Annotated in this window: 22 protein-coding genes; 1 reads left to right on the top strand and 21 read right to left on the bottom strand. The window is 47.6% G+C overall.

Annotation, left to right across the window (positions count from 1 at the left end):
• Nucleotides 1-104: 104 nt before the first annotated feature.
• The 21 genes from P8H32_RS07135 to mraZ form a co-directional block, all read right to left on the bottom strand.
• Entirely contained in the window at nt 105-1,208 is a 1,104-nt protein-coding gene (locus P8H32_RS07135; protein ID WP_301088948.1) for a phosphoribosylaminoimidazolesuccinocarboxamide synthase, read from the bottom strand.
• A 75-nt stretch (nt 1,209-1,283) separates the two neighbouring features.
• Complete coding sequence (mutT, locus tag P8H32_RS07130; RefSeq protein ID WP_297290982.1) at nt 1,284-1,706, bottom strand: 8-oxo-dGTP diphosphatase MutT; 423 nt, start codon at nt 1,704-1,706, stop codon at nt 1,284-1,286.
• Entirely contained in the window at nt 1,706-2,926 is a 1,221-nt protein-coding gene (gene argJ / locus P8H32_RS07125; protein ID WP_301088946.1) for a bifunctional glutamate N-acetyltransferase/amino-acid acetyltransferase ArgJ, read from the bottom strand. The genes mutT and argJ overlap by 1 nt, the downstream gene beginning before the upstream one ends.
• A 25-nt stretch (nt 2,927-2,951) precedes the next feature.
• Nucleotides 2,952-5,672, bottom strand: a complete 2,721-nt coding sequence (secA, locus tag P8H32_RS07120) for a preprotein translocase subunit SecA (protein ID WP_297290980.1) — start codon at nt 5,670-5,672, stop codon at nt 2,952-2,954.
• A gap of 150 nt (nt 5,673-5,822) precedes the next feature.
• The gene (locus tag P8H32_RS07115) at nt 5,823-6,749 is read right to left on the bottom strand and encodes a M23 family metallopeptidase (protein WP_297290979.1); all 927 of its coding nucleotides are present in this window, start codon (nt 6,747-6,749) and stop codon (nt 5,823-5,825) included.
• Nucleotides 6,750-6,911: 162 nt separating this feature from the next.
• Nucleotides 6,912-7,823, bottom strand: a complete 912-nt coding sequence (lpxC, locus tag P8H32_RS07110) for a UDP-3-O-acyl-N-acetylglucosamine deacetylase (protein WP_297290978.1) — start codon at nt 7,821-7,823, stop codon at nt 6,912-6,914.
• A gap of 236 nt (nt 7,824-8,059) precedes the next feature.
• Entirely contained in the window at nt 8,060-9,211 is a 1,152-nt protein-coding gene (ftsZ, locus tag P8H32_RS07105; RefSeq protein ID WP_297290977.1) for a cell division protein FtsZ, read from the bottom strand.
• Nucleotides 9,212-9,303: 92 nt separating this feature from the next.
• A complete protein-coding gene (gene ftsA / locus P8H32_RS07100) occupies nt 9,304-10,539 on the bottom strand; it encodes a cell division protein FtsA (protein ID WP_297290976.1) in 1,236 nt (411 codons plus the stop codon).
• Between the two features lie 37 nt (nt 10,540-10,576).
• Nucleotides 10,577-11,410: a cell division protein FtsQ/DivIB gene (locus P8H32_RS07095; RefSeq protein WP_297290975.1), complete on the bottom strand. Its 834-nt coding sequence runs from the start codon at nt 11,408-11,410 to the stop codon at nt 10,577-10,579.
• Between the two features lie 6 nt (nt 11,411-11,416).
• Nucleotides 11,417-12,349: a D-alanine--D-alanine ligase gene (locus P8H32_RS07090; RefSeq protein WP_301088924.1), complete on the bottom strand. Its 933-nt coding sequence runs from the start codon at nt 12,347-12,349 to the stop codon at nt 11,417-11,419.
• A complete protein-coding gene (murC, locus tag P8H32_RS07085) occupies nt 12,346-13,785 on the bottom strand; it encodes a UDP-N-acetylmuramate--L-alanine ligase (RefSeq protein ID WP_297290973.1) in 1,440 nt (479 codons plus the stop codon). Before murC ends, P8H32_RS07090 begins: the two co-directional genes overlap by 4 nt.
• Nucleotides 13,778-14,866, bottom strand: coding sequence for an undecaprenyldiphospho-muramoylpentapeptide beta-N-acetylglucosaminyltransferase (gene murG / locus P8H32_RS07080; protein ID WP_297290972.1), 1,089 nt, complete (start codon nt 14,864-14,866; stop codon nt 13,778-13,780). Before murG ends, murC begins: the two co-directional genes overlap by 8 nt.
• Nucleotides 14,859-16,130, bottom strand: coding sequence for a putative lipid II flippase FtsW (ftsW, locus tag P8H32_RS07075; protein ID WP_297290971.1), 1,272 nt, complete (start codon nt 16,128-16,130; stop codon nt 14,859-14,861). The genes murG and ftsW overlap by 8 nt, the downstream gene beginning before the upstream one ends.
• Complete coding sequence (gene murD / locus P8H32_RS07070) at nt 16,130-17,491, bottom strand: UDP-N-acetylmuramoyl-L-alanine--D-glutamate ligase (RefSeq protein WP_301088922.1); 1,362 nt, start codon at nt 17,489-17,491, stop codon at nt 16,130-16,132. Before murD ends, ftsW begins: the two co-directional genes overlap by 1 nt.
• A 21-nt stretch (nt 17,492-17,512) precedes the next feature.
• The gene (gene mraY, locus P8H32_RS07065; RefSeq protein WP_297290969.1) at nt 17,513-18,595 is read right to left on the bottom strand and encodes a phospho-N-acetylmuramoyl-pentapeptide-transferase; all 1,083 of its coding nucleotides are present in this window, start codon (nt 18,593-18,595) and stop codon (nt 17,513-17,515) included.
• Complete coding sequence (gene murF / locus P8H32_RS07060) at nt 18,595-19,962, bottom strand: UDP-N-acetylmuramoyl-tripeptide--D-alanyl-D-alanine ligase (protein WP_297290968.1); 1,368 nt, start codon at nt 19,960-19,962, stop codon at nt 18,595-18,597. Before murF ends, mraY begins: the two co-directional genes overlap by 1 nt.
• Nucleotides 19,959-21,473, bottom strand: coding sequence for a UDP-N-acetylmuramoyl-L-alanyl-D-glutamate--2,6-diaminopimelate ligase (murE, locus tag P8H32_RS07055; RefSeq protein ID WP_301088918.1), 1,515 nt, complete (start codon nt 21,471-21,473; stop codon nt 19,959-19,961). The genes murF and murE overlap by 4 nt, the downstream gene beginning before the upstream one ends.
• Nucleotides 21,473-23,215 (bottom strand): penicillin-binding protein 2, encoded by a 1,743-nt coding sequence (locus P8H32_RS07050; RefSeq protein WP_297290966.1) that lies wholly within the window; start codon nt 23,213-23,215, stop codon nt 21,473-21,475. Before P8H32_RS07050 ends, murE begins: the two co-directional genes overlap by 1 nt.
• Before the next feature lie 15 nt (nt 23,216-23,230).
• The gene (ftsL, locus tag P8H32_RS07045; protein ID WP_297290965.1) at nt 23,231-23,524 is read right to left on the bottom strand and encodes a cell division protein FtsL; all 294 of its coding nucleotides are present in this window, start codon (nt 23,522-23,524) and stop codon (nt 23,231-23,233) included.
• Between the two features lie 141 nt (nt 23,525-23,665).
• Entirely contained in the window at nt 23,666-24,589 is a 924-nt protein-coding gene (gene rsmH / locus P8H32_RS07040; protein ID WP_301088917.1) for a 16S rRNA (cytosine(1402)-N(4))-methyltransferase RsmH, read from the bottom strand.
• Between the two features lie 3 nt (nt 24,590-24,592).
• The gene (gene mraZ / locus P8H32_RS07035) at nt 24,593-25,039 is read right to left on the bottom strand and encodes a division/cell wall cluster transcriptional repressor MraZ (protein ID WP_297290963.1); all 447 of its coding nucleotides are present in this window, start codon (nt 25,037-25,039) and stop codon (nt 24,593-24,595) included.
• Nucleotides 25,040-25,449: 410 nt separating this feature from the next.
• Between mraZ and P8H32_RS07030 the strand changes: the two genes are divergently transcribed.
• Complete coding sequence (locus P8H32_RS07030) at nt 25,450-26,196, top strand: DUF3581 family protein (RefSeq protein WP_301088914.1); 747 nt, start codon at nt 25,450-25,452, stop codon at nt 26,194-26,196.
• Nucleotides 26,197-26,291: the final 95 nt, after the last annotated feature.

Raw genomic sequence — 26,291 nt, 5'->3', positions numbered from 1 at the left:
AGTACTGTAGATTTCCGCTTTAGCGGAAATAACAGCATAAACATGCAGGCTGGATCCCCGCCTTCGCGGGGATGACAAAGAGTTGAACGCGGGATGACAAAGAGTTAAGCAATCAAACCATAGTCATCACGAAGAGTCGCAATAATTTCTTCTTTAGGGTTATCCGACAAGACAATTTTCTCACCAGTAATCTTCTCAGCAATACCTGTATAAGTCTCAGATACTGACATCAAAATTGATTCAGGCAAGGCATTGTCTTTGGCTAAAGCATTGCGCTCATCCATACGATTTTTATTTAATAAAATATCGGGATCAGGGAAATGACTTAACAATTGCTGACGGAAGCCTTCTTTAGAATTCTCAACAATCTTGCCATCACGGTAAGCGGCACCATCCCAAATTCTTGATGAATCAGGCGTACCCACTTCATCCATATAGATCAGTTTTTCTTTACCGCTTTTATCGGTGACATAACCAAATTCAAATTTGGTATCAACAAAAATCTGGTCCAGTTTTTCCAAAGCATCACTGATCACATCGAAGCCTTCAGATAATAATTTTTCGTAGTTGTCGATATCTTCCAGGCTGCGGAAATTAAAGGCTTCTGAATTATTGCTAATATCATCACGGGTGATATTCACATCATCCACTTCTGGCACGCCGGGAATACCGGTAAGAATACCTTTGGTAGAAGGGGTAATTAATAACTCCGGTAATTTTTGATCTTTCTCTAAGTCATCGGCAATCGCAATACCACAAAACTCACGCTCACCTTTGGCATAAGAGCGCCACATGGAGCCGGTAATATATTGGCGAGCAATCGCTTCGATCATGACGGGTTTGGCTTTTTGTACAATCCAGACTAACGGATGGGGAATATCTAAGATATGGCTATCGGCCAAACCTTGTTCGCGGAACAACTTAAACCAATGGTTAGAAATAGCATTCAGTGCAGCACCTTTACCCGGCACACCATTCATACCGCCTTCACCATGCCAGATACACTCGAAGGCAGAAATACGGTCACTGATTACCATCACTGCCAGCTCGGAATCGATAGCAACATCGTAGCCTTTTTCTTCAATCAGGCGACGGCTGTCTTCTGCGGTTAACCAATAAACGGAACGAACTTTACCGCTGTGAACAGCTTGTTCTGTGCGAATAGGAAGATCGTTATTGACTGCCAATACTTTCGTAGCAAGACTCATGGTAAATGCCCTGTTTTAAATCAATTGTGTTTGAGAAGGGCGGAGATTCTACCAGAAATTGCCAGGGATTCCAGCTTAGCGGACCGACTCTAAACCCACCTGAACCGCATGGATAATAGGCTTATTGGCTTCAGGGAAAGCATAATCGGGTAGCTCCGAGGTATTTACCCATTTAATGGGTTGCCCTTCCTTACCCTCTGGCTGGCCAGTAAAGCTATCCACCCACCAGACATCCAGCAGTACAGATTTATCCGGGTAATCATGGCGGATTTCAATCAGTGGGCGGCAGCTAATGGACTCCAGACCCAACTCCTCATAAAGCTCGCGAGATAAAGCGGTTTCCACTTGCTCTCCCTGCTCTACTTTGCCACCGGGAAATTCCCACAATCCCCCTTGATGGCTATCCTCAGGGCGCAGGGCAATCAGGATATTCTGGCGGCTATCTAAAATCACACCAACAGCCACATGCACAAGCTTAGGATGAGTGTTAGAGGGCATCAGGTTCGATATTCGGCATTAATGCGAACATAATCATGAGAAAGGTCAGAGGTCCAGACCGTTGCGGTTTTATCACCTCGATCCAGATCGATAGCAATCACTATCTCTTCCGGCTCCATCGCAGCACTGCCCTGCTCTTCGGTATAACTGGCAGCGCGACAACCGTTTTCTGCGATCAGCACATCATTTAAATGCACCGAAACACGGTCAACATCCATCGTATCAATACCGGCGCGCCCAATGGCAGCTAACAAGCGCCCCCAGTTTGGGTCACTGGCAAATAAGGCGGTTTTTACCAGGGGAGATTCAGCCACGGTGTAAGCGACCTTTAAACACTCTTCTTCACTTTGGCCACCGCTTACAGCAACGGTGACAAATTTATTAGCACCCTCACCATCCCTGACCAAGCCCTGTGCCAGTTCAATAAAAACGGTGGTAATGGCATCTTGAAGTGCCTGGTAAAACGGATGTTGCTGGTCACTGATACGCTCAGCCGATGCTTGCCCTGTGGCCACCAACATACAGGCATCGTTAGTGGAGGTATCGCCATCAACGGTAATGCGATTAAAAGACTGGTTAACGGCCTGGTTAATCATTAGTTGTAACAGGGATTGGTCAATGGCCGCGTCGGTAGCAACATAAGCCAACATAGTCGCCATATTAGGTTTGATCATACCGGCACCTTTGGCAATGCCGGTAATGGTGACAGTTTCACCCAATAAATCGATTTGCACAGAGGCCGCTTTGGGACGAGTATCCGTGGTCATAATGCCACTGGCCGCCTGTTCCCAGCCATCACTATCCAAGGCTGTTTGTGCTGCCGGTAGCGCAGCAATAATTTTATCAATCGGTAAGGGCTCACCGATAACACCGGTGGAAAAAGGCAGTACTTGATCGCCACTAACACTAGCCTGTGCAGCGACAGCCTCACAAGTGGCTTGGCTATCCTGCAAGCCCTGCTCGCCGGTGCCTGCATTGGCATTGCCGGTATTAACAATAAAATAACGGGGAGTAGCAGCGGTTAAATGTTTCTTAGCTTGTTGAACTGGCGCAGCACAAAAGGCATTGCGAGTAAAAACACCGGCGACACTGGCACCTTCAGCAATTTCCATCAACACCAGGTCCTGGCGCCCCTGAGTTTTAATACCCGCTGAGGTGGTGCCTAAACGAAAACCGTTAACAGGATACAACGGTGGTAACTTGCCTTCGCCGACTGCCATAAATACTCTCTATAGGTTTAAAAATTCACGACAATTTGCCGCAGCACTGCTTATACTTTTTACCTGAGCCACAAGTGCAAGGGTCATTACGACCGACTTTTGCGCCCTGGCGCACAAAGGGTGCTTGTTCTTCTGCAGTAGCCTGCTGTTCTTGCTCTGGCATTGCCGAAGCATTCGCATGCTGGAATTCCATTTGTTTTCTCGCCTGTTCTTCACGGCGCTGGCGTTCCAGTTCTTCCAATTCATCTTCGCGCTGAATGCGGACATTGGCCAGGAAACGCACCACATCATGTTTCAGACTACTCAGCATAGACTCGAATAAACTGAAGGCTTCCCGCTTATATTCTTGCTTGGGGTTTTTCTGGGCATAGGCACGCAGATGAATACCCTGGCGCAAATGATCCATAGTCGCCAAGTGCTCTTTCCATAGGTTATCTAACACCTGCAACATAATATGTTTTTCAAGCTTGCGAATTTCAGGGCCAATCTCTTTAACTTTTTCTTCATAGGCTTCGGTGATAACTGCCAGGATTTTTTCACGCAGTGGTTCTTCATGCAGATTATCATCTTCATCCAACCACTTCTGGATGGGCATGGTAGCGGCAAATTCATTCTCAAGACGCTGTTCCAAACCACTCACATCCCACTGTTCTTCCAAACTCTGCGGTGGAATATGTTCATCAACCACTTCATTCACCACATCGGCGCGAATGGCCTCAATGGTTTCAGTAATCTCTTCTTCCTCAAGCAGGTACTTGCGCTGGTTATAAACAATCTGGCGCTGGTCGTTAGCCACATCATCATATTCCAATAGCTGCTTGCGAATATCGAAGTTACGGCCTTCTACTTTGCGCTGGGCTTTTTCAATGGAGTTGGTCACCATACGGTGTTCAATCGCTTCACCCTTTTCCATACCCAGGGCTTTCATAAAGTTACGTACGCGGTCCGAGGCAAAGATACGCATTAAATTATCTTCCATAGAAAGATAAAAACGCGACATACCAGCATCACCCTGACGGCCGGCACGACCACGGAGCTGGTTATCAATACGACGGGATTCGTGACGTTCGGTACCAATAATATGTAAACCGCCCGCTTCCAGCACAGCGTCATGGCGTTTTTGCCAATCGGCTCTTAGTGCTTCAATCTGGCTATCACTGGGGTTATCCAATGCGGCAATTTCTACTTCAACATTACCACCCAGTACGATATCGGTACCACGGCCCGCCATATTAGTCGCGATAGTGACAATACCCGGCTTACCGGCCTGGGCAATAATTTCTGCTTCTTGCTGGTGGAACTTGGCGTTCAGCACTTTGTGGGCAATTTTTGATTTTTCAAAACGACGGGACAATTCTTCCGAGGTTTCGATGGATGCAGTACCTACCAGAACAGGGGCGCCTTGGGCAGTAATTTCATTAACATCGTTAACAATGGCATCGTATTTTTCATCTTTAGATAAATACACCAGGTCATTTAAATCTTTACGTAACTGCGTCACATTGGTTGGGATAACCAATACTTCCAAGCCGTAAATTTGGTGAAATTCGAAAGCTTCAGTATCCGCTGTACCGGTCATGCCCGACAATTTATTAAATAAACGGAAATAATTCTGGAAGGTGGTGGATGCCAGGGTTTGGCTTTCCGCCTGAATGGCTACACCTTCTTTGGCTTCAATGGCCTGATGCAAACCTTCAGACAAACGACGACCGGGCATAGTACGGCCGGTATGCTCATCAATTAACACCACCTGACTGTTTTGAATAATATATTCAACATCGCGGTTAAACAGTTTATGGGCGCGCAAGCCGGAATAAACATGCTGCAACATTGACAGGTTGCTAACGGAGTAGAGGCTATCACCTTCTTCCAGCATACCCGCTTCGGTCAGCAACTCTTCAACATAAAGATGGCCGGTTTCGGTGAGGTCAATCTGGCGGGCTTTTTCATCCAGCGTATAGTGGCCTTCAACAAATTCCTGTCCTTCCTCTTCTTCTATTTGCAGAGTTAGATTAGGGATCAATGTATTAATTTTGCGATAGAGCTCGGAGCTGTCTTCGGCAGGGCCAGAAATAATCAGCGGCGTACGGGCTTCATCGATCAGGATGGAATCCACCTCATCAACAATGGCAAAATTCAGGCTGCGCTGAAAACGGTCTTCTCTGGTAAAGGCCATATTGTCGCGCAGGTAATCAAAACCAAATTCGTTATTGGTGCCATAAGTAATATCACAAAGGTAAGCGGCACGCTTTGATTCAGTGTCCTGCCCTGATTTAACTACGCCAACAGACAGGCCCATAAATTCATAGAGGGGGCGCATCCAGTTAGCATCGCGCTCCGCCAGGTAGTCATTGACGGTAACCACAAAGGCGCCTTTGCCGGTTAGGGCATTTAGATACACCGGCAGGGTTGCCACCAGGGTTTTACCTTCACCGGTACGCATCTCGGCGATGCGGCCCTGATGCAGACACAAGCCACCAATCATCTGCACATCAAAGTGGCGCATCCCCAGAGCTCTTTGGCCCGCCTCACGGACACAGGCAAAGGCTTCTGGCAACAGCTGGTCCAGGCTTTCTCCCTGTTCCAGGCGACTTTTGAATTCAGGGGTTTTGGCTTTTAGGGCCTCGTCACTCAGGGCGCTAATCGCCTCTTCAAAGGCATTGATCTGCTGGACGGTTTTGCCCATGCGCTTAAGGACTCGGTCATTTTTGCTACCGAAGATTTTCCTGGCGATATTTCCAATCATAATAGTGGCTGCGATGTAAGTGTTATTGTTAAGGGGCGCTCTATAGCACTAAAGTCGAGCTATTAAAGTCGGGCTATTAAGTCTGGATATGTGCCGACCAACAACAGCGCGCTAGTTTAATCTAATTGGGGCAAATAAGGCAGGGTATATTCAGCGACTGGCGCGATGAATATAGGTAGCTGGGTCAACGGGGCGACCATGCTTATAGACTTCAAAATGGACATGGGGGCCGGTGGAACGACCACTACTACCCATCAGGGAGATGGTTTGGCCTTTTTTCACGATGTCACCCACTTCAACCTTGTTTTCCATGTTGTGGGCGTAGCGGGTCATAAACCCATTACCGTGGACAATTTCTACTAAACGGCCATAGCCGTAGCGGTCTCCGGACCAGGTAACAACACCGGAACCAACAGCTACAATCTCTGAGCCCAGCTTACCGGCAAAGTCGACGCCTTCATGCATCGCTTTGCGACCAGTGAAAGGGTCGGCACGGAGGCCAAAATTGGAGGACATCCAGCCTTTTTTGATGGGGCGACCCGCCAGGAAAACCTCATCTTCAATCTTGCGGTTGGCCATTAAGGTTTCAAGGATTTCAAGCTGCTGCTCGCGGTCATCAATACGCTGGACAAGATTATCAATCGCATCAACAAAATCAGGGCTCTGGTAAACTTTACCTAAATCAGCGCCCTGGGGGCCACCTACAGCAGGCAGCTGGCTAAAATCAAACTCGCCTTTGTCGAGTTTGGCGACGCTGGTTATGCGCTGGCCCAGAGCATCCAAACGGACGATACGGGCCTGCATCTCGGCCATACGCAGAGTTAAAGCTTGAAGATGTTGCTCAACTTTGCGCTTGGTTTCGGCAAGAGCCAATTGTTCTTTGTTATTTCTCTCTTTGATGGCTAACAGAGCCTGCTGGTCCAGCACTTCTTCGCTGGTGGCTACGCTATGACCGATTAAGCTGCCCACACCCAGGGGAATACCTAATAGGCACAAGGAGACAATCGTACGGGTCCACCGGCCTAGTGAGATGGAGCTTGACTGGCCGTGTTTGTCACTAACAATAATGACTTTCATAGAGTAAGGGGGCTTCAGCTGGGTTTATTAAGTGCCATTTGGGCACTTTTGAGAAAAAATTTTCGTAAATATCGCATATAAATCAGGCTATTACCAACTTTGCGCAGCAGATTTTGGTGAAGCAGCTCGAAATTTGAACAGAAAGTTTTGGCAAAAACAGACTTATGCGACAGACACCGGGGCCATATAGGAGATGGGAGCGGTGTCTTTATCTTCAAAAGTCACTACTTCCCAGGCATCAGTTTCAGCAATTAAGGCTCGCAAAGAAGCATTATTGAGGGCATGACCGGATTTATGGGCCTTAAACTCACCAATCAAACTGTTGCCTAACAGGTAGAGGTCGCCAATGGCGTCCAATACCTTGTGCTTAACAAATTCGTCCTCGTAACGCAGGCCGTCTTCATTAAGGATACGGTACTCATCCACAACAATCGCATTGTGGACACTGCCACCCTGGGCCAGGCCCTTGGAGCGCAGGTATTCAAATTCATGCATAAAGCCGAAGGTACGGGCGCGGCTGACTTCTTTTACGAAGGAGGTGCTGGAAAAATCCAGCGCAGCCTCGCCAGTACGATCGCGAAAGACCGGGTGATCAAAATCAATGGTAAACGACACTTTGAAGCCATCAAAAGGGAGGAAGCTGGCGACTTTATCGTCGTGTTTCACCGTTACCGGTCGTTTAATGCGGATAAACTGCTTGGCCTTGGCCTGCTCTTCAATACCAGCGGACTGGATTAAGAACACGAAAGGGCCTGCACTGCCATCCATAATAGGGACTTCTGCGGCACTTAACTCTACATAGGCGTTATCAATTCCCAAACCCGCCATCGCTGACAATAAATGCTCAACGGTGGACACTCTTACATCACCTTTCATTAAGGTGGTTGATAGAGTGGTATCGCCTACATTTTCCGCACGGGCGGCAATTTCAACGACAGGGTCCAGATCAGTACGACGGAACACAATACCGGTATCAACAGGAGCAGGTAAAAGGGTCAAATAGACCTTTTCACCGGAGTGTAAACCCACGCCCGTGGCACGAATGGCGTTGCGTAATGTGCGTTGTCTAATCATGGCTTTTCTTCATGGTTATTGATGGGCTTTCGCCCGTATCACGCCCTAAAACCGCTGATTTTACTCAAGGAGTTACCAGAGGGTTAGTAGAGCCCGGCTATTTATCGCTGACTCAACACAGCTATAGCCTAAGAAGCGAGGCGCGAATACTACCAGAGAACCGGTATAACGCCAAACTCTTAGCTTAGCTACGTTGGAGCTAAAATTGCCTTCTGCAACCTATTATTTAAGCAATCCTAGTCCGCTTGTCTGCGCAAAAAGGCAGGAATATCAAGATATTCCATATCCTTTTCACCTACAGGTGTGGCTGCCTCAGGGGCTGCGGCCTGTGGGTTATTACGCATAACCGTTGGACGGTCCAGTGTGCGGTAATCCGGGTTAGTCGCATCAGCTGGCTTGCTCTCCACTACTTTCAGTGGAGTTTCGGCCATTTCGCCACCCAAACCGGTCGCTACAACCGTTACGCGCAGTTCCTCTGACATGTCAGGGTCGATAACAGTTCCCACAACAACAGTGGCATTATCTGATGCAAACTCTTCAACGGTGTCACCCACCTCTGAGAACTCGCCTAGCGACAAATCAAGACCGGCGGTAATATTCACAAGAATACCGCGTGCGCCCTGCAGGTTAATATCATCCAGCAATGGACTGCGGATGGCAGCTTCGGCCGCTTCACGGGCACGGTTCTCACCGCGAGCATAACCGGTACCCATCATCGCCATACCCATCTCAGACATCACCGTACGCACATCCGCGAAATCCACGTTGATCATACCCGGGCGGATAATTAAATCTGCGATACCCTGCACAGCACCCAACAAAACATCATTGGCGGTTTTAAAGGCATCCAGCAGACTGGCGCTCTTACCTAACACATCCAATAACTTCTCATTAGGAATAGTGATTAAAGAATCAACATGCTGTTGCAATTCCTTCATCCCGGCTTCGGCGATGACGCTGCGCTTTTTGCCTTCAAAAGAAAATGGGCGTGTTACCACCGCCACAGTCAGAATACCTAAATCTTTAGCCACTTCAGCAACAACCGGTGCAGCACCTGTACCTGTACCACCGCCCATACCGGCAGTGATAAAGACCATATCAGCGCCTTGCAATGCTTCGGAAATACGCTCGCGGTCTTCCAATGCAGCCTGGCGGCCCACTTCAGGATTGGCACCAGCACCCAAACCTTTAGTGATATTACTACCTAGCTGCAATACAGTGGTGGTTTCAACATCGATCAACGCTTGGGCGTCCGTATTAGCGCAAACAAAGTCTACGCCTTCTACGTTATTGGCAATCATGTGCTTAACGGCATTACCGCCACCGCCTCCCACACCGACAACCTTTATGACCGCATTTTGTGGAACGTTATCAACTAGCTCGAACATAGGTTTTCTCCCTTTTTTAGTTTTTCTACTGTTGCCGACAAAGTCGACGCCAGTAGTCTTACATTTAAAGTTACTTAATTTAAAAACAGTGGTTAAAAGTTATTTTGAAACCAGTCTTTAGCACGGCTAAATACGCCGGCTGTTTGTTGTGTCCTCGACGCTTTTATTTCACCGCCGTTTTGTTGTTTTAAACCGTATTGCAATAAACCTACTCCAGTGGAATAAATTGGATTGCGAACAATATCTTTTAAGCCTTCAACATCTTGCGGTGTGCCGATTCTGACTGGCGTATGGAAAATCTCCTCCGCCAATTCGACCACCCCTTCCATTTTTGAAGTACCGCCGGTCAGCACAATGCCCGCCGCGATCATATCTTCGTAACCACTGCGGCGAAGTTCAGCTTGAACTAAAGTAAATAACTCGTCATAGCGGGGCTCAACCACTTCAGCCAATGCCTGCCGTGACAAATCTCTGGGGGGACGCTCACCCACACTGGGCACTTTGATAGTTTCTTCTGCGCCAGCTAACTGAGTCAGTGCACAGGCATATTTTATTTTGATTTCTTCAGCGTTTTGCGTTGGCGTTCTTAGAGCCATAGCAATATCGTTAGTGACCTGGTCACCGGCGATTGGGATAACGCCGGTATGGCGAATAGCACCCTCAGTAAAGATGGCAATATCGGTAGTACCACCACCAATATCCACCAGGCATACACCCAACTCACGCTCATCATCAGTCAGCACGGCATAGCTTGAAGCCAGCTGCTCTAAAATAATATCTTCAACTTCAAGACCACAACGGCGAATACATTTTTCAATATTCTGGGAAGCATTAACCGCACAAGTGACCAAATGTACTTTGGCCTCTAAACGTACGCCCGACATACCCAGCGGCTCCTTAATACCTTCCTGGGTGTCGATCACATATTCCTGCGGCAAAATATGCAGCACCTTTTGATCAGCGGGAATCGCCACCGCTTGTGCGGCATCAATCACTCGCTCCAAATCCAACTGATACACTTCGCGATCCCGGATAGCGACAATACCGTGGGAATTTAAACTGCGAATATGATTACCCGCGATACCGGCATAGACAGAGTGAATTTGGCAGCCGGCCATTAATTCCGCTTCTTCTATAGCGCGCTGGATGGACTGAACCGTGGATTCGATATTTACCACCACGCCTTTCTTTAAGCCTCGAGATGGGTGGGAACCTATACCCACAATTTCCAAGATACCCTCTTCAGTAATCGCACCAACGATGGCCACGACCTTTGAAGTACCAATATCAAGACCGACAATCATTTTATTGTCTATTGTGCCGCCCATTAGCTAACACTCCCCTTTTGCTTTTTCATTATTAACATCAAACACGCTCTGCATTTTTGGTGCGCCACTCGACGGCAAAGCCATTGTTATAGCGCATATCTATATTGGCGATATTACTGAAGTTTTCTGATAAGCCCTGTTCATAAGCCACCAGTAAACGCCGCATTTTTTCCATCACTTCACCCCTACCAAGGGTGATATTGATATCGCCGGCTAATCGGGCTGACCAATTGCCCCGGTCGTCCAGCTCCAGGGCCACCAAACTCAAACCGCGATTAATTAAAGCTTCATTCAGCTCACTAAAATGATTCATCACCTTGTCTGAGCTGTTGTTCGAGCTATTGTTCGAGCTATTGTCCAAGCTATTGCCCGGACCATTTAGCTTTGGCAAACCTTCTATCGCTGCCACTTTTTCCAGTGGTTGAAATAACTCACCACGGGAATTCAAAAAACCATTATCTCCCCAGTAGGCAATCGGTGTTTGCTCCACCACGGTAATCACAATCTCATCGGGCCAGCGTCGCGAAACAGAGACATCCAGCACCCAGGGCTGCAGTTCCAGCTTTTCGCTAAGCCCTGCCAAATCTAACGCAATAAAACCGCCGCCTAAAAAAGGTTTTACCTCTGCTTCAATAGCTCGCTTATCCACATAAATAAATTCACCATTCACCGCCACGCGAGTAACAGGCTGTGATAGCAACATCACAATACCCTGATAAATACCGACCAGTACCGCAACGGCCACCAAAGCAAAAACCAGTTGATTAAACTTTCTCCAGTCAACCGTACGAGAAGGCTTGGGCTGGTGGCTGCTGGCGCCCCTTGCCTTAGTCTTTCTCTTGCTGTTCTGTTTTGCTTTAAAAAACGCCATCGTGTTTTACTTGTTTAAACTCAAAGTTAAAATTTCGGTCACTAACTGCTCAAAACTGATACCCGCTGCCTTGGCCGCCATCGGTACTAAACTATGGCCGGTCATTCCGGGCACTGTATTCACCTCTAATAGATAGAAGTTGCCCTGCTCATCCTGCATCACATCAACACGTCCCCAGCCTTCACAACCAACACTGGTAAAAGCGGCAAGCGCCAATTCCTGTAACTGCTGCTCAAGTTTTTTATCCAAACCGCAGGGGCAGATATAACGGGTATCATCAGCAATATATTTGGCATCGTAGTCATAGAAACCATGGTCCGTTTCCAAACGAATGGCAGGCAATGCCCGACCACCTAAAATTGCTACGGTAAACTCAGCGCCCTGTACCCACTGCTCGACCATTACCGAATCGTCATATGCCTTCGCGGCAATATAAGCGGCCGATAATTCTTCTGCAGTCGTTGCTATGGTCATACCAATACTTGAGCCTTCACAGGAAGGCTTAACAATCACTTTGCCAAACTGTTGAATAATCTCAGCCAGGTCGCTGTCATCATTAAGCTCAGCAAACTGGGGGGTGGGTAAATCCATACCCTGCCAAAGATATTTGCAACGCACTTTATCCATCGCCAGAGCAGAGGCAGTCACACCACTGCCGGTATAACTAATATCAAGATTTTCCAGCGCGCCCTGTATCGTGCCATCTTCACCATCACCACCATGTAACGCGATAAAAGCGTGACGGTGATTATTGGCCACACGTTCTAACCAATCGTTATCTTTGCTATCAATAGGCTCAACCGGAATATTTTGCCCACGCAATGCCGCTAAAACAGCTTCACCACTTTGCAGAGAAACGTCACGCTCAGCAGAGCGCCCGCCAAACAAAACCGCTACTGGTGTTTGTAATTGACTATTTAAGTCGATCACATTACTCATTGATCTTTACCTAATTTACCGGCGGCTAACTCCGCCGCAATTGCACCTACATTACCTGCACCCTGAGTAAGAACCACATCACCCGGCTGCATAATATTTTTTAATACCTCAGCCACACTAGCCCGATCTTCTACAAAGACGGGATCAACTTGGCCGCGACTACGGATACTGCCGCTTAAACTGCGACCATCAGCACCGGCAATCACGTCTTCACCGGCGGAGTACACTTCCAATAACATCAGGCTATCTACCGTTGATAGAACCCGCACAAAATCTTCGTATAAATCTTTAGTACGGGTATAACGATGTGGTTGATAGACCATTAATAAACGGCGGTCGGGCCAGGCCTGACGTGCGGCGGAAATGGTGGCCTCAACTTCAGTGGGGTGATGACCATAGTCGTCTACCAATAAAGCACTACCGCCTTCTATCTCATACTCGCCATGAACCTGGAAACGACGACCAACGCCCTGGAATTTTTCCAGACCTTTTTGAATAGCCGCATCGTCAACACCCTCATCGGTGGCTACCGCAATAGCTGCGGTAGCATTTAGGACATTATGATCACCGGGCATATTAATGGTCACATCAATGGCATTTAAATCACCGGGGCGAGATACCGTAAAGGACGTCGATAGACTCTGTTTCTGCACATTGCTAATTGAGAAATCTGCATCATCGCTAAAGCCATAGGTTAAAATTGAACGGCCTACCATGGGCAACAAATCTCTGACCACATCGTCATCGATGCACATAATCGCTATGCCATAAAACGGCAGGTTATGTAAAAATTCGATAAAGGTTTTCTTCAGCTGGTTAAAGTCGCCGCCATAGGTAGCCATATGGTCTGCTTCGATATTCGTCACCACTGACACCATTGGCTGCAAATGCAAAAAGGAGGCATCACTTTCATCAGCTTCAGCGACTAAAATTCGGCTTTCACCTAAACGAGCGTTGGAGCCTGCGCTATTGAGCAAGCCTCCGATAACAAAAGTAGGATCAAGTTTCGCTTCGGCGAATACCGATGCAATCAAACTGGTTGTAGTCGTTTTACCGTGGGTACCAGCTACTGCAATACCGTGGCGATAACGCATTAACTCAGCCAGCATTTCTGCACGGGGAACAATCGGTATACGACATGCCATCGCCTCGGTGACTTCAGGGTTATCACCCTGTACAGCCGTAGAAGTCACCACAACATCAACACCGGCAATATTCTGCTCAGCATGGCCAATAAAAATAGTGACACCCATACTCTTGAGGCGCTCAGTATTTTTTGAAGCTTGAATATCTGAGCCCGAAATTTGGTAGCCGGTATTTAGCAATACTTCTGCAATACCACACATACCAGCACCACCAATGCCTACAAAATGTATTTTCTTAATACGGCGCATTTCCGGAATTACGAAACTGTTGGCTGGCACGTTATCAACCATTGGCCACCTCCAAACAGATATTGGCAACTTGCTCAGCTGCATCCACTTTGGCTAATTCTCTGGCGGCATTAGACATAGCTAACAATCTTTCGCTATCACCATTTAAAGACATCAATAAACTCGCCAAATCACCAGCGGTTAAAGTCGACTGTTTCATTAAAATTCCTGCATTATTATCAGCCAACCAACGAGCATTTGCGGTTTGGTGATCATCAATAGCGTGCGGCAGTGGCACCAAAATTGAGGCAACACCGGCGGCGGCCAACTCGGCCACGGTTAGAGCACCAGCCCGGCATAACACAACATCTGCCCACTGGTAAGCGGCGGCCATATCTTCAATAAAGGCTTCAGCTTTAACTTCAATATTCTTATCTTGATAAGCGGCTATAACACCGTTGCAATGTGCCTGACCGGTTTGATGCCAAACCTGTGGACGCTGTTCTGCGGTCATACCCTGCAAAGCTGCCAACAACAATTCATTAATGGGCTTGGCTCCTAAACTTCCGCCCAGCACTAATAAACGCAAGGCACCTGAGTTACCAACTCCACGTTGTTCTGGAGCCGGTAGTCGAGCGATCTCACTCCTAACCGGGTTGCCAATATGTTGTGCTTTAGCACCACCCAAATTAATGGGGTAGCCCAGCAATACTTTGGTGGCGATTTTTGCCAGTGTTTTATTAGTGGTACCCGCTACAGCATTTTGTTCGTGGATCACTAGTGGACGCCCCGTTAACCAAGCCGCTAAACCACCGGGGCCTGACGCAAAACCACCCATACCTAATACACAGATAGGCTTAAGCTTAATAAGCACTTTAATCGCCGCCGCTACAGCGCCAACTAACTGCGATAAGGATTTAATAATGCTGATAATATTTTTGCCGCGCAGGCCTGACACATTGATAAAGTGAATGGGAATATCCGCATTAGGCACCAGCCGAGCTTCTATCCCTTTGCTAGTACCCAGCCACTCCACATTAATACCTTTTTCACGCAGACATTGCGCCGCAGCCAAAGCCGGGAATACATGGCCGCCGGTGCCACCAGCCATAATCAATACAGAGCGAGGTAATGATTCAGTCATCACTGCCTCCCTGCCGGTTTTTCTTTTTAGTTCTGCGTTTTTTAGATGTTAATTTCTTTGCACCGCCAGCCAGCGAAAGCGCTGCTTCATTATTGATGCGAAAAACCATCGCTAACAGTGCGCAGCATACAATCAGGCTACTGCCGCCATAACTTAAAAAGGGCAAGGTCAAACCCTTGGTGGGCAATAAACCGGTATTTACGCCAATATTGATAAATACCTGGCCACTCATCATTAGGGCAATACCGTAAGCGACAAAAGCGCTAAAGGTTTGTTGCTGTTTTTCTGCCTTACGTCCAATTTGAAGAATTCTTGTCACCAGGCCACAGAACAAAGCGATTAACAGGATGGCACCGACAAAACCAAATTCTTCGGCATAGATGGCAAACACAAAATCGGTATGAGACTCCGGTAAATAAAACAGTTTTTGAATGCTGTTACCCAAGCCAACGCCCCACCATTCACCGCGGCCAAAAGCAATTAATGACTGGGTTAGCTGATAGCCGGTATTAAACTGATCAGCCCAGGGATCGGTATACGCGGTTAAACGCTTCATCCGGTAGGGCTCAGAGATCACCAATATCACCAAAGCGGCTAAGGCGGCCAAAATCACCAGACTAAATTGCCATAGACGCACGCCGGCAAGAAAAATCATACCAAAGGCCGTACCCAGGGTAACAACCGTGGCACCAAAGTCAGGCTCTAACATCAACAATATGGTGACTAAAAATAAAACACCCATCGGTTTAATAAAACCTTTCCACTCTTCCCGAACTTCATCCTGTCGGCGAACTAAATAACCTGCCAAATAAAGAATGACGCAAACTTTAGCAATTTCTGAACACTGTAAAGTTAATGGGCCCAGAGCCAACCAGCGGCGGCTACCGTTCACTTCTCTGCCTATTCCCGGGATCAATACCACGATTAACAAAGCAAAACCTGCCAACAGCCAAAACCAACCGGTACTTTGCCAAAAAGACATGGGGATGCGATAAACCACTAAGCCGGCAACCACACCGATACTTAAATGAAACAAATAGCGGTAGCTATGGAAAAAGGGATTGCCATAACGCTCTGCCGCAAACTCGATAGAGGCAGAACTCATCGCCACAAAACCAATAACGATTAAGGCCATCGACAAGATCGCCAGTGCCATATCCAGGCTATTGGTTTTCTCCGTCGCAAAATTAACTGCCGATAAAGGCTTTGTTGCCCTTTGTAGCAAAGAGCTATTTAGCTTGGTATCGATCGCTACCGCGCCCATTAGCTAGCACTCTCTGTTGATAATTGTTGTACTGCGGCCACAAATACATCACCGCGATGCTGGTAGTTATTAAACATATCGAAACTGGCGCAGGCCGGAGATAGCAGAACCACATCACCCTCCGTAGCCAGTGAAGCTGCTTTGTTGACGGCAGATTCCATGGAGTCTGCTTTTACAACCTGCAGAACTTCTTTGCATAAATCTGTTAAGACCTGCGCCGCATTGCCAATAACAACCATGACGCTGACTACGCCTTTTAAGACGGGTAATAGCGGCGCGAAATCTGCGCCCTTGGCATCACCGCCGGCAATTAAAACGATATTGTTGGCGCTGTCTTTCAAACCGTTAATAGAAGCGATAGCTGCGCCAACATTGGTACCTTTTGAATCGTTATAAAAGCGAACACCGCGATGCTCGCCAGCGTACTGGCAGCGATGCTCCAAACCGTTAAATTCACGCAGCACATCCAGCATGGGGCCAACTTCAATACCTACCGCTCTGCATAAGGCCATCGCCGCCAAGGCATTTTCTATATTGTGCCGACCAACCATTTTTAATGCTGACACGGGCATTAGCGGCTTAAACTGATAGGCCAGACTTTCAATACCTTCATCATTGATTAAACCGAAGCCATTAATATCTGAATCATTTAAACCAAAAGTAAACACATCCACTTCTTCCGCCAGTAGCGGTCTTGATAAAGGGTCTGCCCGATTAATCACGACTTTTTTACAGCCTCGGAAAATTCGGTGTTTGGCTTGATGATAACTCAGTAGATTTTTATAGCGATCCATATGGTCGGCGCTAACATTCAGCACAGTTGCCACATCCACTGCCAGTTTTTCTGACCGCTCCAATTGAAAGCTTGATAGTTCCAGCACATAAATATCGGGGGTTTCTTCTGCCAGTAAATCCAATGCTGGCGTACCGATATTGCCACCCACCGCTACCCTTTTACCGGAGCGTTTAATCATTTCACCCACCAGGGTGGTAACAGTTGATTTGCCGTTGGAACCAGTAATAGCAATAACCGGCACATCAACAGCCCGGCAAAACAAATCAATATCACCGCAAACGTGGGCGCCCTTTGCCACCGCTTTAACTATCGCCGGTTCATCAATGGCAACACCGGGGCTTACCACTAATTCATCGGCACCGGCCAATGAAGCTTCGGTTATATCACCCAGCGTTAAATTAATATCAGGAAATTCAGCTCTAAATGCCTCAAGGCCCGGAGGGTTTTCACGGCTATCAACCACTGAAAAAGGCTTATTGTTAGCCGCCAGATAACGCACACAGGAAAGCCCGGTAACACCGAGCCCTATAACTACCTGCTTATTATCTGTTGCTATTAATTGCACGACTTACCTTTAACCCTTTCCTTAACGTAGCTTTAATGTTGCCAAACCGAACAACACCAACATCACGGTAATAATCCAAAACCGCACAATCACACGCGGCTCTGGCCAACCTTTTAATTCAAAATGATGATGAATAGGCGCCATTCTAAAAATTCTTCGTCCGGTTAATTTGAATGAAGCTACCTGTAAAATAACCGAAACAGTTTCGAGGACGAAAATCCCGCCCATAATGAAAAAAACGATTTCATGGCGAGTAATAACCGCCACCGTACCCAAGGCTGCACCCAGCGCCAACGCGCCAACATCACCCATAAAAATTTGTGCGGGGTAGGTGTTAAACCACAGAAAACCCAAGCCGGCCCCAGCTAGCGCGCCACAGAACACCGCTAACTCACCACTGCCTGCGATATAGGGAATAAATAAGTAATTGGCAAAGGAAACATTACCTGCAAGGTAGGCAATAATACCCAGCGCTGAACCCACCATGACGGAAGGCATAATCGCCAGGCCATCAAGACCATCAGTAAGATTGACGGCATTACTTGAACCCACAATAACGAAGTAGGTCAATACGATATAAAACACGCCCAGATCCAGTGCAAAGTCTTTTAGGAAGGGCAAAAACAACTGCGTCTCTGCCGGAATACTTGCCTGCGAATAAAGAAATATAGCGGCACCCAAGCCACCAACTGATTGCCAAAAGTATTTCCAACGTGCCGGCAGCCCCCGTGAGTTTTTTTCAATCACTTTGCGGTAGTCATCTACCCAACCGACCGCACCAAAAATAATGGTCACGATTAAAACCGTCCAAACATAGGAATTCTGCAGGTCACCCCACAGTAAGGTACTCAGGATAATGGAGACTAAAATCAAAGTGCCGCCCATGGTGGGGGTGCCTGATTTACTTAAGTGAGACTCAGGGCCATCATCACGAATAGCCTGGCCAATCTGGTGGTAGTTCAAGCGATTGATCATATAGGGACCAAACACCAAGCAAATACCTAATGCCGTCATAATGCCCAGAATGCCGCGAAAAGTAAGGTACTGAAATACCTGAAACGCACTTATATACTGAGACAGAAAATCTGCCAATAACAGTAGCATTACTGTTGTCTCCCATTGGTTGCCAGCAGTGCTTCCACTACTCGCTCCATCCGCGCACTGCGCGAACCTTTTATTAATATTGTTGTTGCTTTAATAGTTTCTAACACTGGCAACAACTCACTCATATCGTTATGTGCTACACAGCCGTGGCCAAAAGTTTGCGCGACTATTTCGGCGTACTCTCCGACAGCTAATACCTGCTCAACACCTTTTTCTTTTGCATACTCCGCCACTTCCTTATGTGAGCTGACCGTCATATCACCCATCTCACCCATAGTGCCCATAATTAAGCAGCGCATACCGGCAAAACCGACAAGCACGTCTATAGCCGCTTTCATTGAACCAGGGCTTGCGTTATAGGTATCGTCGATGACCGTTTGGCCACCCTGTGAATAGGCTTTTAAACGACCTGTTACTGGCTGAACTTTTTCCAAGCCATTTTTAACGTTTTCCAAACTTGCGCCTGCGGCTACAGCGGCGGCCGCGGCGGCCAATGCATTCATAACATTGTGTTCGCCCAGTACTGACAAGCTAATAGAGATAGCTGCTGATGATGTATGCAACACAAAAGAGGTCAAACCGGCAGGCTGCAAAGTAATATCACTGGCATAAAAATCGGCTTCGGTATTATTTTTACTAAAGGTTGTTATCGAAGATGATCCTGCTTGAGCACACCATTGCTGATAGAACTGATCATCTAAATTGATAATCGCTGTACCAGTGTCCGCCAAACCTTCGAAGATTTCGCCCTTGGTTTGACCAATAGTTTCCAGGCTGCCAAAGAACTCTATATGCACCGGCATAGCATTGGTTAACACTGAGATAGTGGGCTCAACAAATTGCATCAAGTAAGCAATATCCCCTTTATTACTCGCGCCCATTTCTACCACGGCATAATCATGGCCCGGCTCAAGCTGCAATAAAGTCTGCGGCACACCAATTTCGTTATTTAAGTTGCCGCGCGTTGCCAATACGTTGCCCATTTCAGACAAAATGCTCGCTACCATTTCTTTGGTAGAAGTTTTACCGGCGCTGCCAGTTAATCCAACTAATGGCCCGGTAAATTGTTCGCGATTGGCTTTGGCAATTAAACCCAAAGCCAGACGTGAATCTTCGACCTGTAAACAAGGGATAGAAGCCTCTGTCGCATCACTGACTACAGCAGCTACTGCGCCACTATTAGCAGCCTCGTTGACAAATAAATTGCCGTTAAAATTTTCGCCACTTAATGCGACAAACAAATCGCCTTTTTTGATACTGCGGGTATCTGTACAAACCCTGGAAAACGTTACATCTTGTGTAACATTTTGTTTAACCTTGCCACCGGTTTGTGCTGCAATCGTTGCCAGGGATAATGCCGACATCATTCAGCCACCCCCGCACGTTCTGCCAACGCCAAACGGGCTTGTTTTATATCGCTAAAGGGAATGCGCAAGTCGCCAACCTGCTGATAATCTTCGTGACCTTTACCTGCGATAAGCACACAGTCACCGGCCTTGGCATTGCTAATAGCAAACTCAATCGCGATAGCACGATCTTCTTCCACCAGCGAAGGACAATCTATACCACCTAGAATTTCATTAATAATATCGCTGGCTTGTTCATGGCGCGGGTTGTCACTGGTGACTACAATATGATCCGCATAACGCTGAACCATTTCACCCATCTGCGGACGTTTGCCCTGGTCGCGATCACCGCCGCAACCAAATACACACCAGACATCACCATCACTGTGCTGGCGTATTGCTACCAGGGCTTTTTCCAAAGCGTCGGGAGTGTGGGCATAATCTACAACAACATTAATATCCGCTGTGGCAGAGATTTTTTCCATACGGCCTGCAATGGTGCCCAGGGCTTTAAGGCTTTCAATAACCGTAGCAACGGGATAACCCTGCGCCCCTAAGCCACTTACAGCTGCTACAACATTGCTTAAATTAAAATCACCTAATAAGGGACTGTGCAATTCGAACTCGCCCCAGGGCGAATGGAATTGAGCACTAACTCCATCAGGGTGATAGGAAATATTCTCTACCCAAACATCAATACGCTTGGCGGCATCTTTGGCAGCATCAACACTGTAGCGAATGACTTCTACATCATCTGCGATAATATTGAGCAATGTTTCAGAGAAGCTATCATCGATATTAATCACAGCGCGCTTTAGGCCGGGCTGTTTAAACAAACGTGCCTTAGCTTCGGCATAGGCCTGCATGGAGCCGTGATAGTCGAGATGGTCGCGACTTAAATTGGTAAATAAGGCCAACTCAAATTGCAGTGCCTGCACCCTGCCCTGCTCTAAGCCGTGGGACGATACTTCCATCGCTACTGTGGAGATACCTTGCGCCAACCAAGTGGCTAATAATTTTTGAATAGCAACCGCACTGGGTGTGGTATTGATACCGGCTTCCATTGCACCATCAGCGCCAGTACCCAGCGTGCCAATAACGGCACAACTTTTATTCATGGCATTAAGTAATTGCATTAATAACTGGGTGCAACTGGTTTTGCCATTGGTGCCGGTAACCGCCAGCACTGGCAATTGCTTTGATGGGTGATCAAAGAACTGACCGGCAATGCCGCTGATTTTTTGTGATAGATTTTCAACGACCAATACGGGAACACCGTTGCGCTCTGAATAATTGGCCCACTGGTCGTTCTGCTCTGCTAATACGGCTACAGCACCAGCGGCAATAGCCTGGTCAATATAATCACGGCCATCAACAGCAAAACCGGCACAGGCTAAAAACATATCACCAGCGCTTACCTGACGACTATCCAGCTCTACACCTGAAACCTGAATAGCCGCAAGGGTTTGATCGCTAACTTCGATCAATTCACCTAACGGCTTTTGGTTATTTGATTCAGTGGCTGCCATCATTAAGCCGATTTACGCCTCCCTTTTACAGGCTTGCCATTAACCAAGCGATTAACGGGGAGCGCTTTATCCGGTGTTACATCTAAAATTCTTAGGGCATCGGTAACCACCCTTGAGAATACCGGCGCCGCTGATTCGCCGCCGTGATACTTGTCCAAATTAGGTTCATCAATCATCACCACAGTGACAATACGAGGCTCGGAGGCAGGGGCAAGGCCGGCAAACACTGCCATATAACGGTTATCAGCATAGCCACCCTTGTCACTGACTTTATGCACGGTGCCGGTTTTACCGGCAACTGAGTAGGAGGCAACCCGGGCACGTTTGGCGGTTCCATCTTCACCGGTAACCGTTTTCAGCATGTCTACTAACTGGCCAGCCACTTTTTCGCTAATGATTTGCTCACCCTTTTCCACCTGTTCCTGACGCAATAAAGTCGCGGGGCGAAGTACACCGCCACTGGCAAATACTGAGTAAGCTTGCGCCAACTGCAATGGGGTTACCGTCAGACCATAACCAAAGGCAAAATTAACCCGCTCGATGGGGCGCCAATTGGGGCGCCCCGGTAATAGACCGGCACTTTCACCCGGAAAACTGCTGCCAGTGCTAACACCTAAGCCAAAACGGCTAAACACTTCCCAGACAGATTGCTCATCCAGGTCCAGGGCTATTTTGCTGGTACCTACCTGGCTGGACTTGGTTAAAATACTGGTGACATCAATAGAACCGTAATTAACCGGGTCCACTAAGGTTTTTTTACCGACACGGATATAACCCGGACTGGTATTGATCACGGTATTTGGCTGGTAACGGCCTGACTCTAACGCTGCTACTACGGTGAGTGGTTTGACCGTAGAGCCGGGCTCAAACATATCGGTCATGGCGCGGTTGCGCATATGGGCAGGCTTTAAGGCACGACGGTTATTGGGGTTAAAGGATGGCTGGTTCACCATCGCCAACACTTCACCGGTCTGGCTATCTAACATAACCACTGAGCCGGACTTGGCCTCAACGCGCTTCATGGCTGCCTTTAATTCGCGGTAGGCCAAATACTGCAAACGCATATCAATGCTTAACATCAGGTCTTTGCCAGAGCTAGCGGAAACACCCTGACCGATATCGCGAAATACATTGCCATGTAAATCTTTGAGCACTCGCTTGCTGCCTGACTCACCCTTAAGCCAGCTTTCAAAAGCCAGCTCCATACCTTCCTGGCCCTGATCATCAATATTGGTAAAGCCAACGATATGGGAGGCCACTTCACCGGCAGGGTAATAACGCTTGTATTCGCGCTGTACGTTAACGCCTTTGATACGAAGCGCTAAAATCTCATCCGCTAACTGCGGAGAAAGATGGCGCCGCAGGTAAACAAAACCACGCCGGCTATTTTGGATGATTTTTTCTTTAAGCTTTTGGCGACTCATGCCAAGCACGCCAGCCAACTCGGCCCAGCGGTCAGATTCAGAAATAATATGCTTTGGATTGATCCAGATTGAAGCTACCGGAGTACTAATAGCCAGAGGCTCGCCATTGCGATCAGAAATAACACCACGGTAGGCTGGAATATGTTCGGTACGAACGGTACGCGCATCACCCTGACCACGAAGAAACTCATGGCCGCGCTCGGTATCCAGCACCTGCAGTGACAGCACTCGCCAAATTAATAGCGACGCCAAACATGCCAGTAATAAAATCACCAGAATAAAGCGCCATGCAGGTACTACTTGTCGTGTGACCTTAGCCATTGTTACTCATCACAGTCATCGCTTTACTACAATGATTGTTTCTGGTGCAGGTACTACCATTTTTAACTCGGATTTCGCCAGACGCTCTATACGCGCATGGGAGGCCCAAGTACTCTGCTCCAACAACAACCGTCCCCAATCTTCTTCTAACCGCATTGCTTCTCTGTTCTGCTGTTGCACCTCACTAAATAGCTGGCGACTTTTATAGGAGCTATAAATCACTCCCAGTGCCGACACGACTACCAACAACAAAACCAATAGGCTCACCGCTAACATTCTGGCTTGCCCTGTCTTTATGGAAGCACTCACAGCCGCTTCGCCTTTACTTGTATTAATGTTTTAGTGTTACTCATCGCGACTCAGTTTCATTGTTATTATCAGTCTTACGATTTAAACGGTGTTTGTGCACCATCCCAAATAAGTTCTGTTATTTTTCTATCACCTGCTCACTCAAGCAATTTTTTCAGCAACCCGCATAATGGCGCTTCTTGAACGCACATTACTTTCTACTTCTGTGGCATCCGCTTTAACCGCTTTGCCAATATTTTTTAACCGTCGATTTAACTGATCAACCGTTACTGGCACACCGGGCGGTAAATCATCACCCTTTACATGGCGCTTGATAAAACGCTTTACCATCCTGTCTTCCAGCGAGTGGAAGCTGATGATCGCCAATCTGCCACTTACTTCCAGCATATCCAGCGACTGAGCCAAAAACTGCTCTAAATCACCTAACTCGTTATTGATAAAAATCCGTATAGCCTGAAACGTTTTTGTCGCCGGATTTTTACCTTTCTCCCATGCGGGATGTGCATCTTTAATCACTTTTGCCAAATGCAGGGTTGTGGTTATTGGCTTTTCAGCACGCTCCTCCACCACCGCATTGGCCAGGCGCTTAGCATAACGTTCTTCACCAAACTCTTTTAACACTTGAGCAATTTCGCCAGCCTGCGCTACTGCCAGCCATTCGGCGGCACTTTGTCCCGCCTGCGGATTCATTCGCATATCCAGCGGGCCGTCGCGCATAAAACTAAAACCGCGCTCAGACTGATCTAACTGCGGGGATGACACCCCCAAATCCAGCAGCAGACCATCAACCCTTTCTATACCTCTGTCCGCCAGGGCGGCCTTGGTATCGGCAAAACTGCCCTGAACAATCTGGAAGCGCGAATCCCGCTCGGCTAACGCTTCACCTGTGGCAATGGCCTGGGGGTCTTTATCCACCCCTAGCAAACGACCTTTTTTATCAAGGCGCTTTAAAATTTCTTCACTATGACCGCCACGCCCAAAAGTGCCATCCACATAGACTCCGTCGGTGCGTGTGATCAAGCTATCAACGGCTTCGTGCAACAGTACTGTTTCGTGTGCACTCATCCGTTATAAAGACAACGACAGTACTTCAGGGGGTATCTCATCTTCGTCCCCCGCAGCATCAAGGTATTTGGCCCACTCTTCTTCGCCCCAGAGCTCCAGCTTTTTGCCCTGGCCGACCAGCATTAATTTTTTCTCTAACCCAGCGTACTCGCGCAGAGTAGGCGGCAATAAAATCCGGCCATTGGCTTCATCAACCTCTAAATTGGTGGCATAGCCCAATAGCACACGCTGCATCTTGGCGGCTTTGCGATTAATATTGGGGAGGCTTTCAATTTGAGGGAGTAGTTGTTGCCACTGCTGCTCGGGATAGACCAACAGACAGCGCTCTTCGGTATGGGCGGTAACAACAATCCGACCACCGCAATCAGACAATAGCGCATCCCGGACTTTCGCCGGAATCGCCAGACGCCCCTTGGCATCCATACTGATTGCATTACTACCGAGATACATGTTTTTGCCACTTTTTAGTATTAGTTTTCAATTAAAGGAAAAAATATCCACAAAAAGGCACTTTTTCACACTTTTTTCCACTTTGGCAACTATAGAGACTCCCCCTATATTGATCAAGGCTAAAAACGAGAAATGGTGGGTAATTTCGGTAAAAAAAACAGGAACTTGCAGGCATCTACTAAGAAGTTGCAGAGGCACAAAACACTAAAAACAATAAATACAAGACACTAGCGTATAAACTTAAAGTGCTACTTTAAGTTAAAGGCCGTTTGTTCATATAGGGAGCTTTAAAAAAGGGCAGAAAGGTTATAATTGATCGTTTTTTGATCAGATGATGCCAAACCCCCTTGGCACTGTTAGAATGCCGCGCATCATTGACCACAGACACCGCTTTCGAGGCACTAACAAACATGCTTATTGACCAGTACTACAACAAAGCCGATAACCAAGTGAGCTTTACCCGTCAACAGGCCAGCGATTTTGCCAAACAAATCGCCAACGACTTCAACCCCCTGCACGATATCGTTTCAAAACGTTTCTGCGTGCCCGGTGATTTATTGTTTGCCCTGGTGCTGGCTCAATATGGCGCCTCCAGGCATATGCACTTTACCTTCTCCGGCATGGTAACGGATGAGGTGACTTTAGTGCTGCCAGAAGATTCCGCTTCACTAACACTAAAGGGCAACAATGATAAAGAGTATTTAAGTATCGAACATAGCGGTGACAACTCCACCAACGCCACCCTGATCGATAACCTGACACAAAGCTATGTCACTTTTTCAGGTCACACCTTCCCCCACATTCTTATCCCGCTCATGGAAGAAAAAGGCGTAATGATCAATCCCGCCCGCCCAATGGTAATGTACCAAAGTATGCTGATCGATCTTGAGCGTTTAGACCTGGAAGATGTAGAGCTGGAATTGGATAAAGAAAAAACCACCTTCGACTGCAATGGCAAGCGCGGCAATGTTTGCCTGGCATTTAATTTAATCGCCAGTGGTGAAAACATAGGCCGTGGAGAAAAACATATGGTGGTCGGTGGCCTTAAGCCGTTTGAAAAAGCCGCGATAGATGGGGTTATTACCGAATATAACCAATGGAAAAAAGAGTATCACAGCATATCGTCACACCAGGAAGCCAACCATCAGCGCAAGTGATCGACAGCATTCAACAACTGTCTGGCTCGCTACCTGCACACCCCCTTCCTCAAAATTGCCGTGATTGACCAGAACTTTTTTGACCACCCGGATGC

The organism is Oceanicoccus sp., assembly GCF_029238675.1.
In the GTDB taxonomy this organism is placed as follows: Bacteria; Pseudomonadota; Gammaproteobacteria; order Pseudomonadales; family Dasaniaceae; genus Oceanicoccus.
This window is presented reverse-complemented; position numbering and strand designations above follow the sequence as displayed.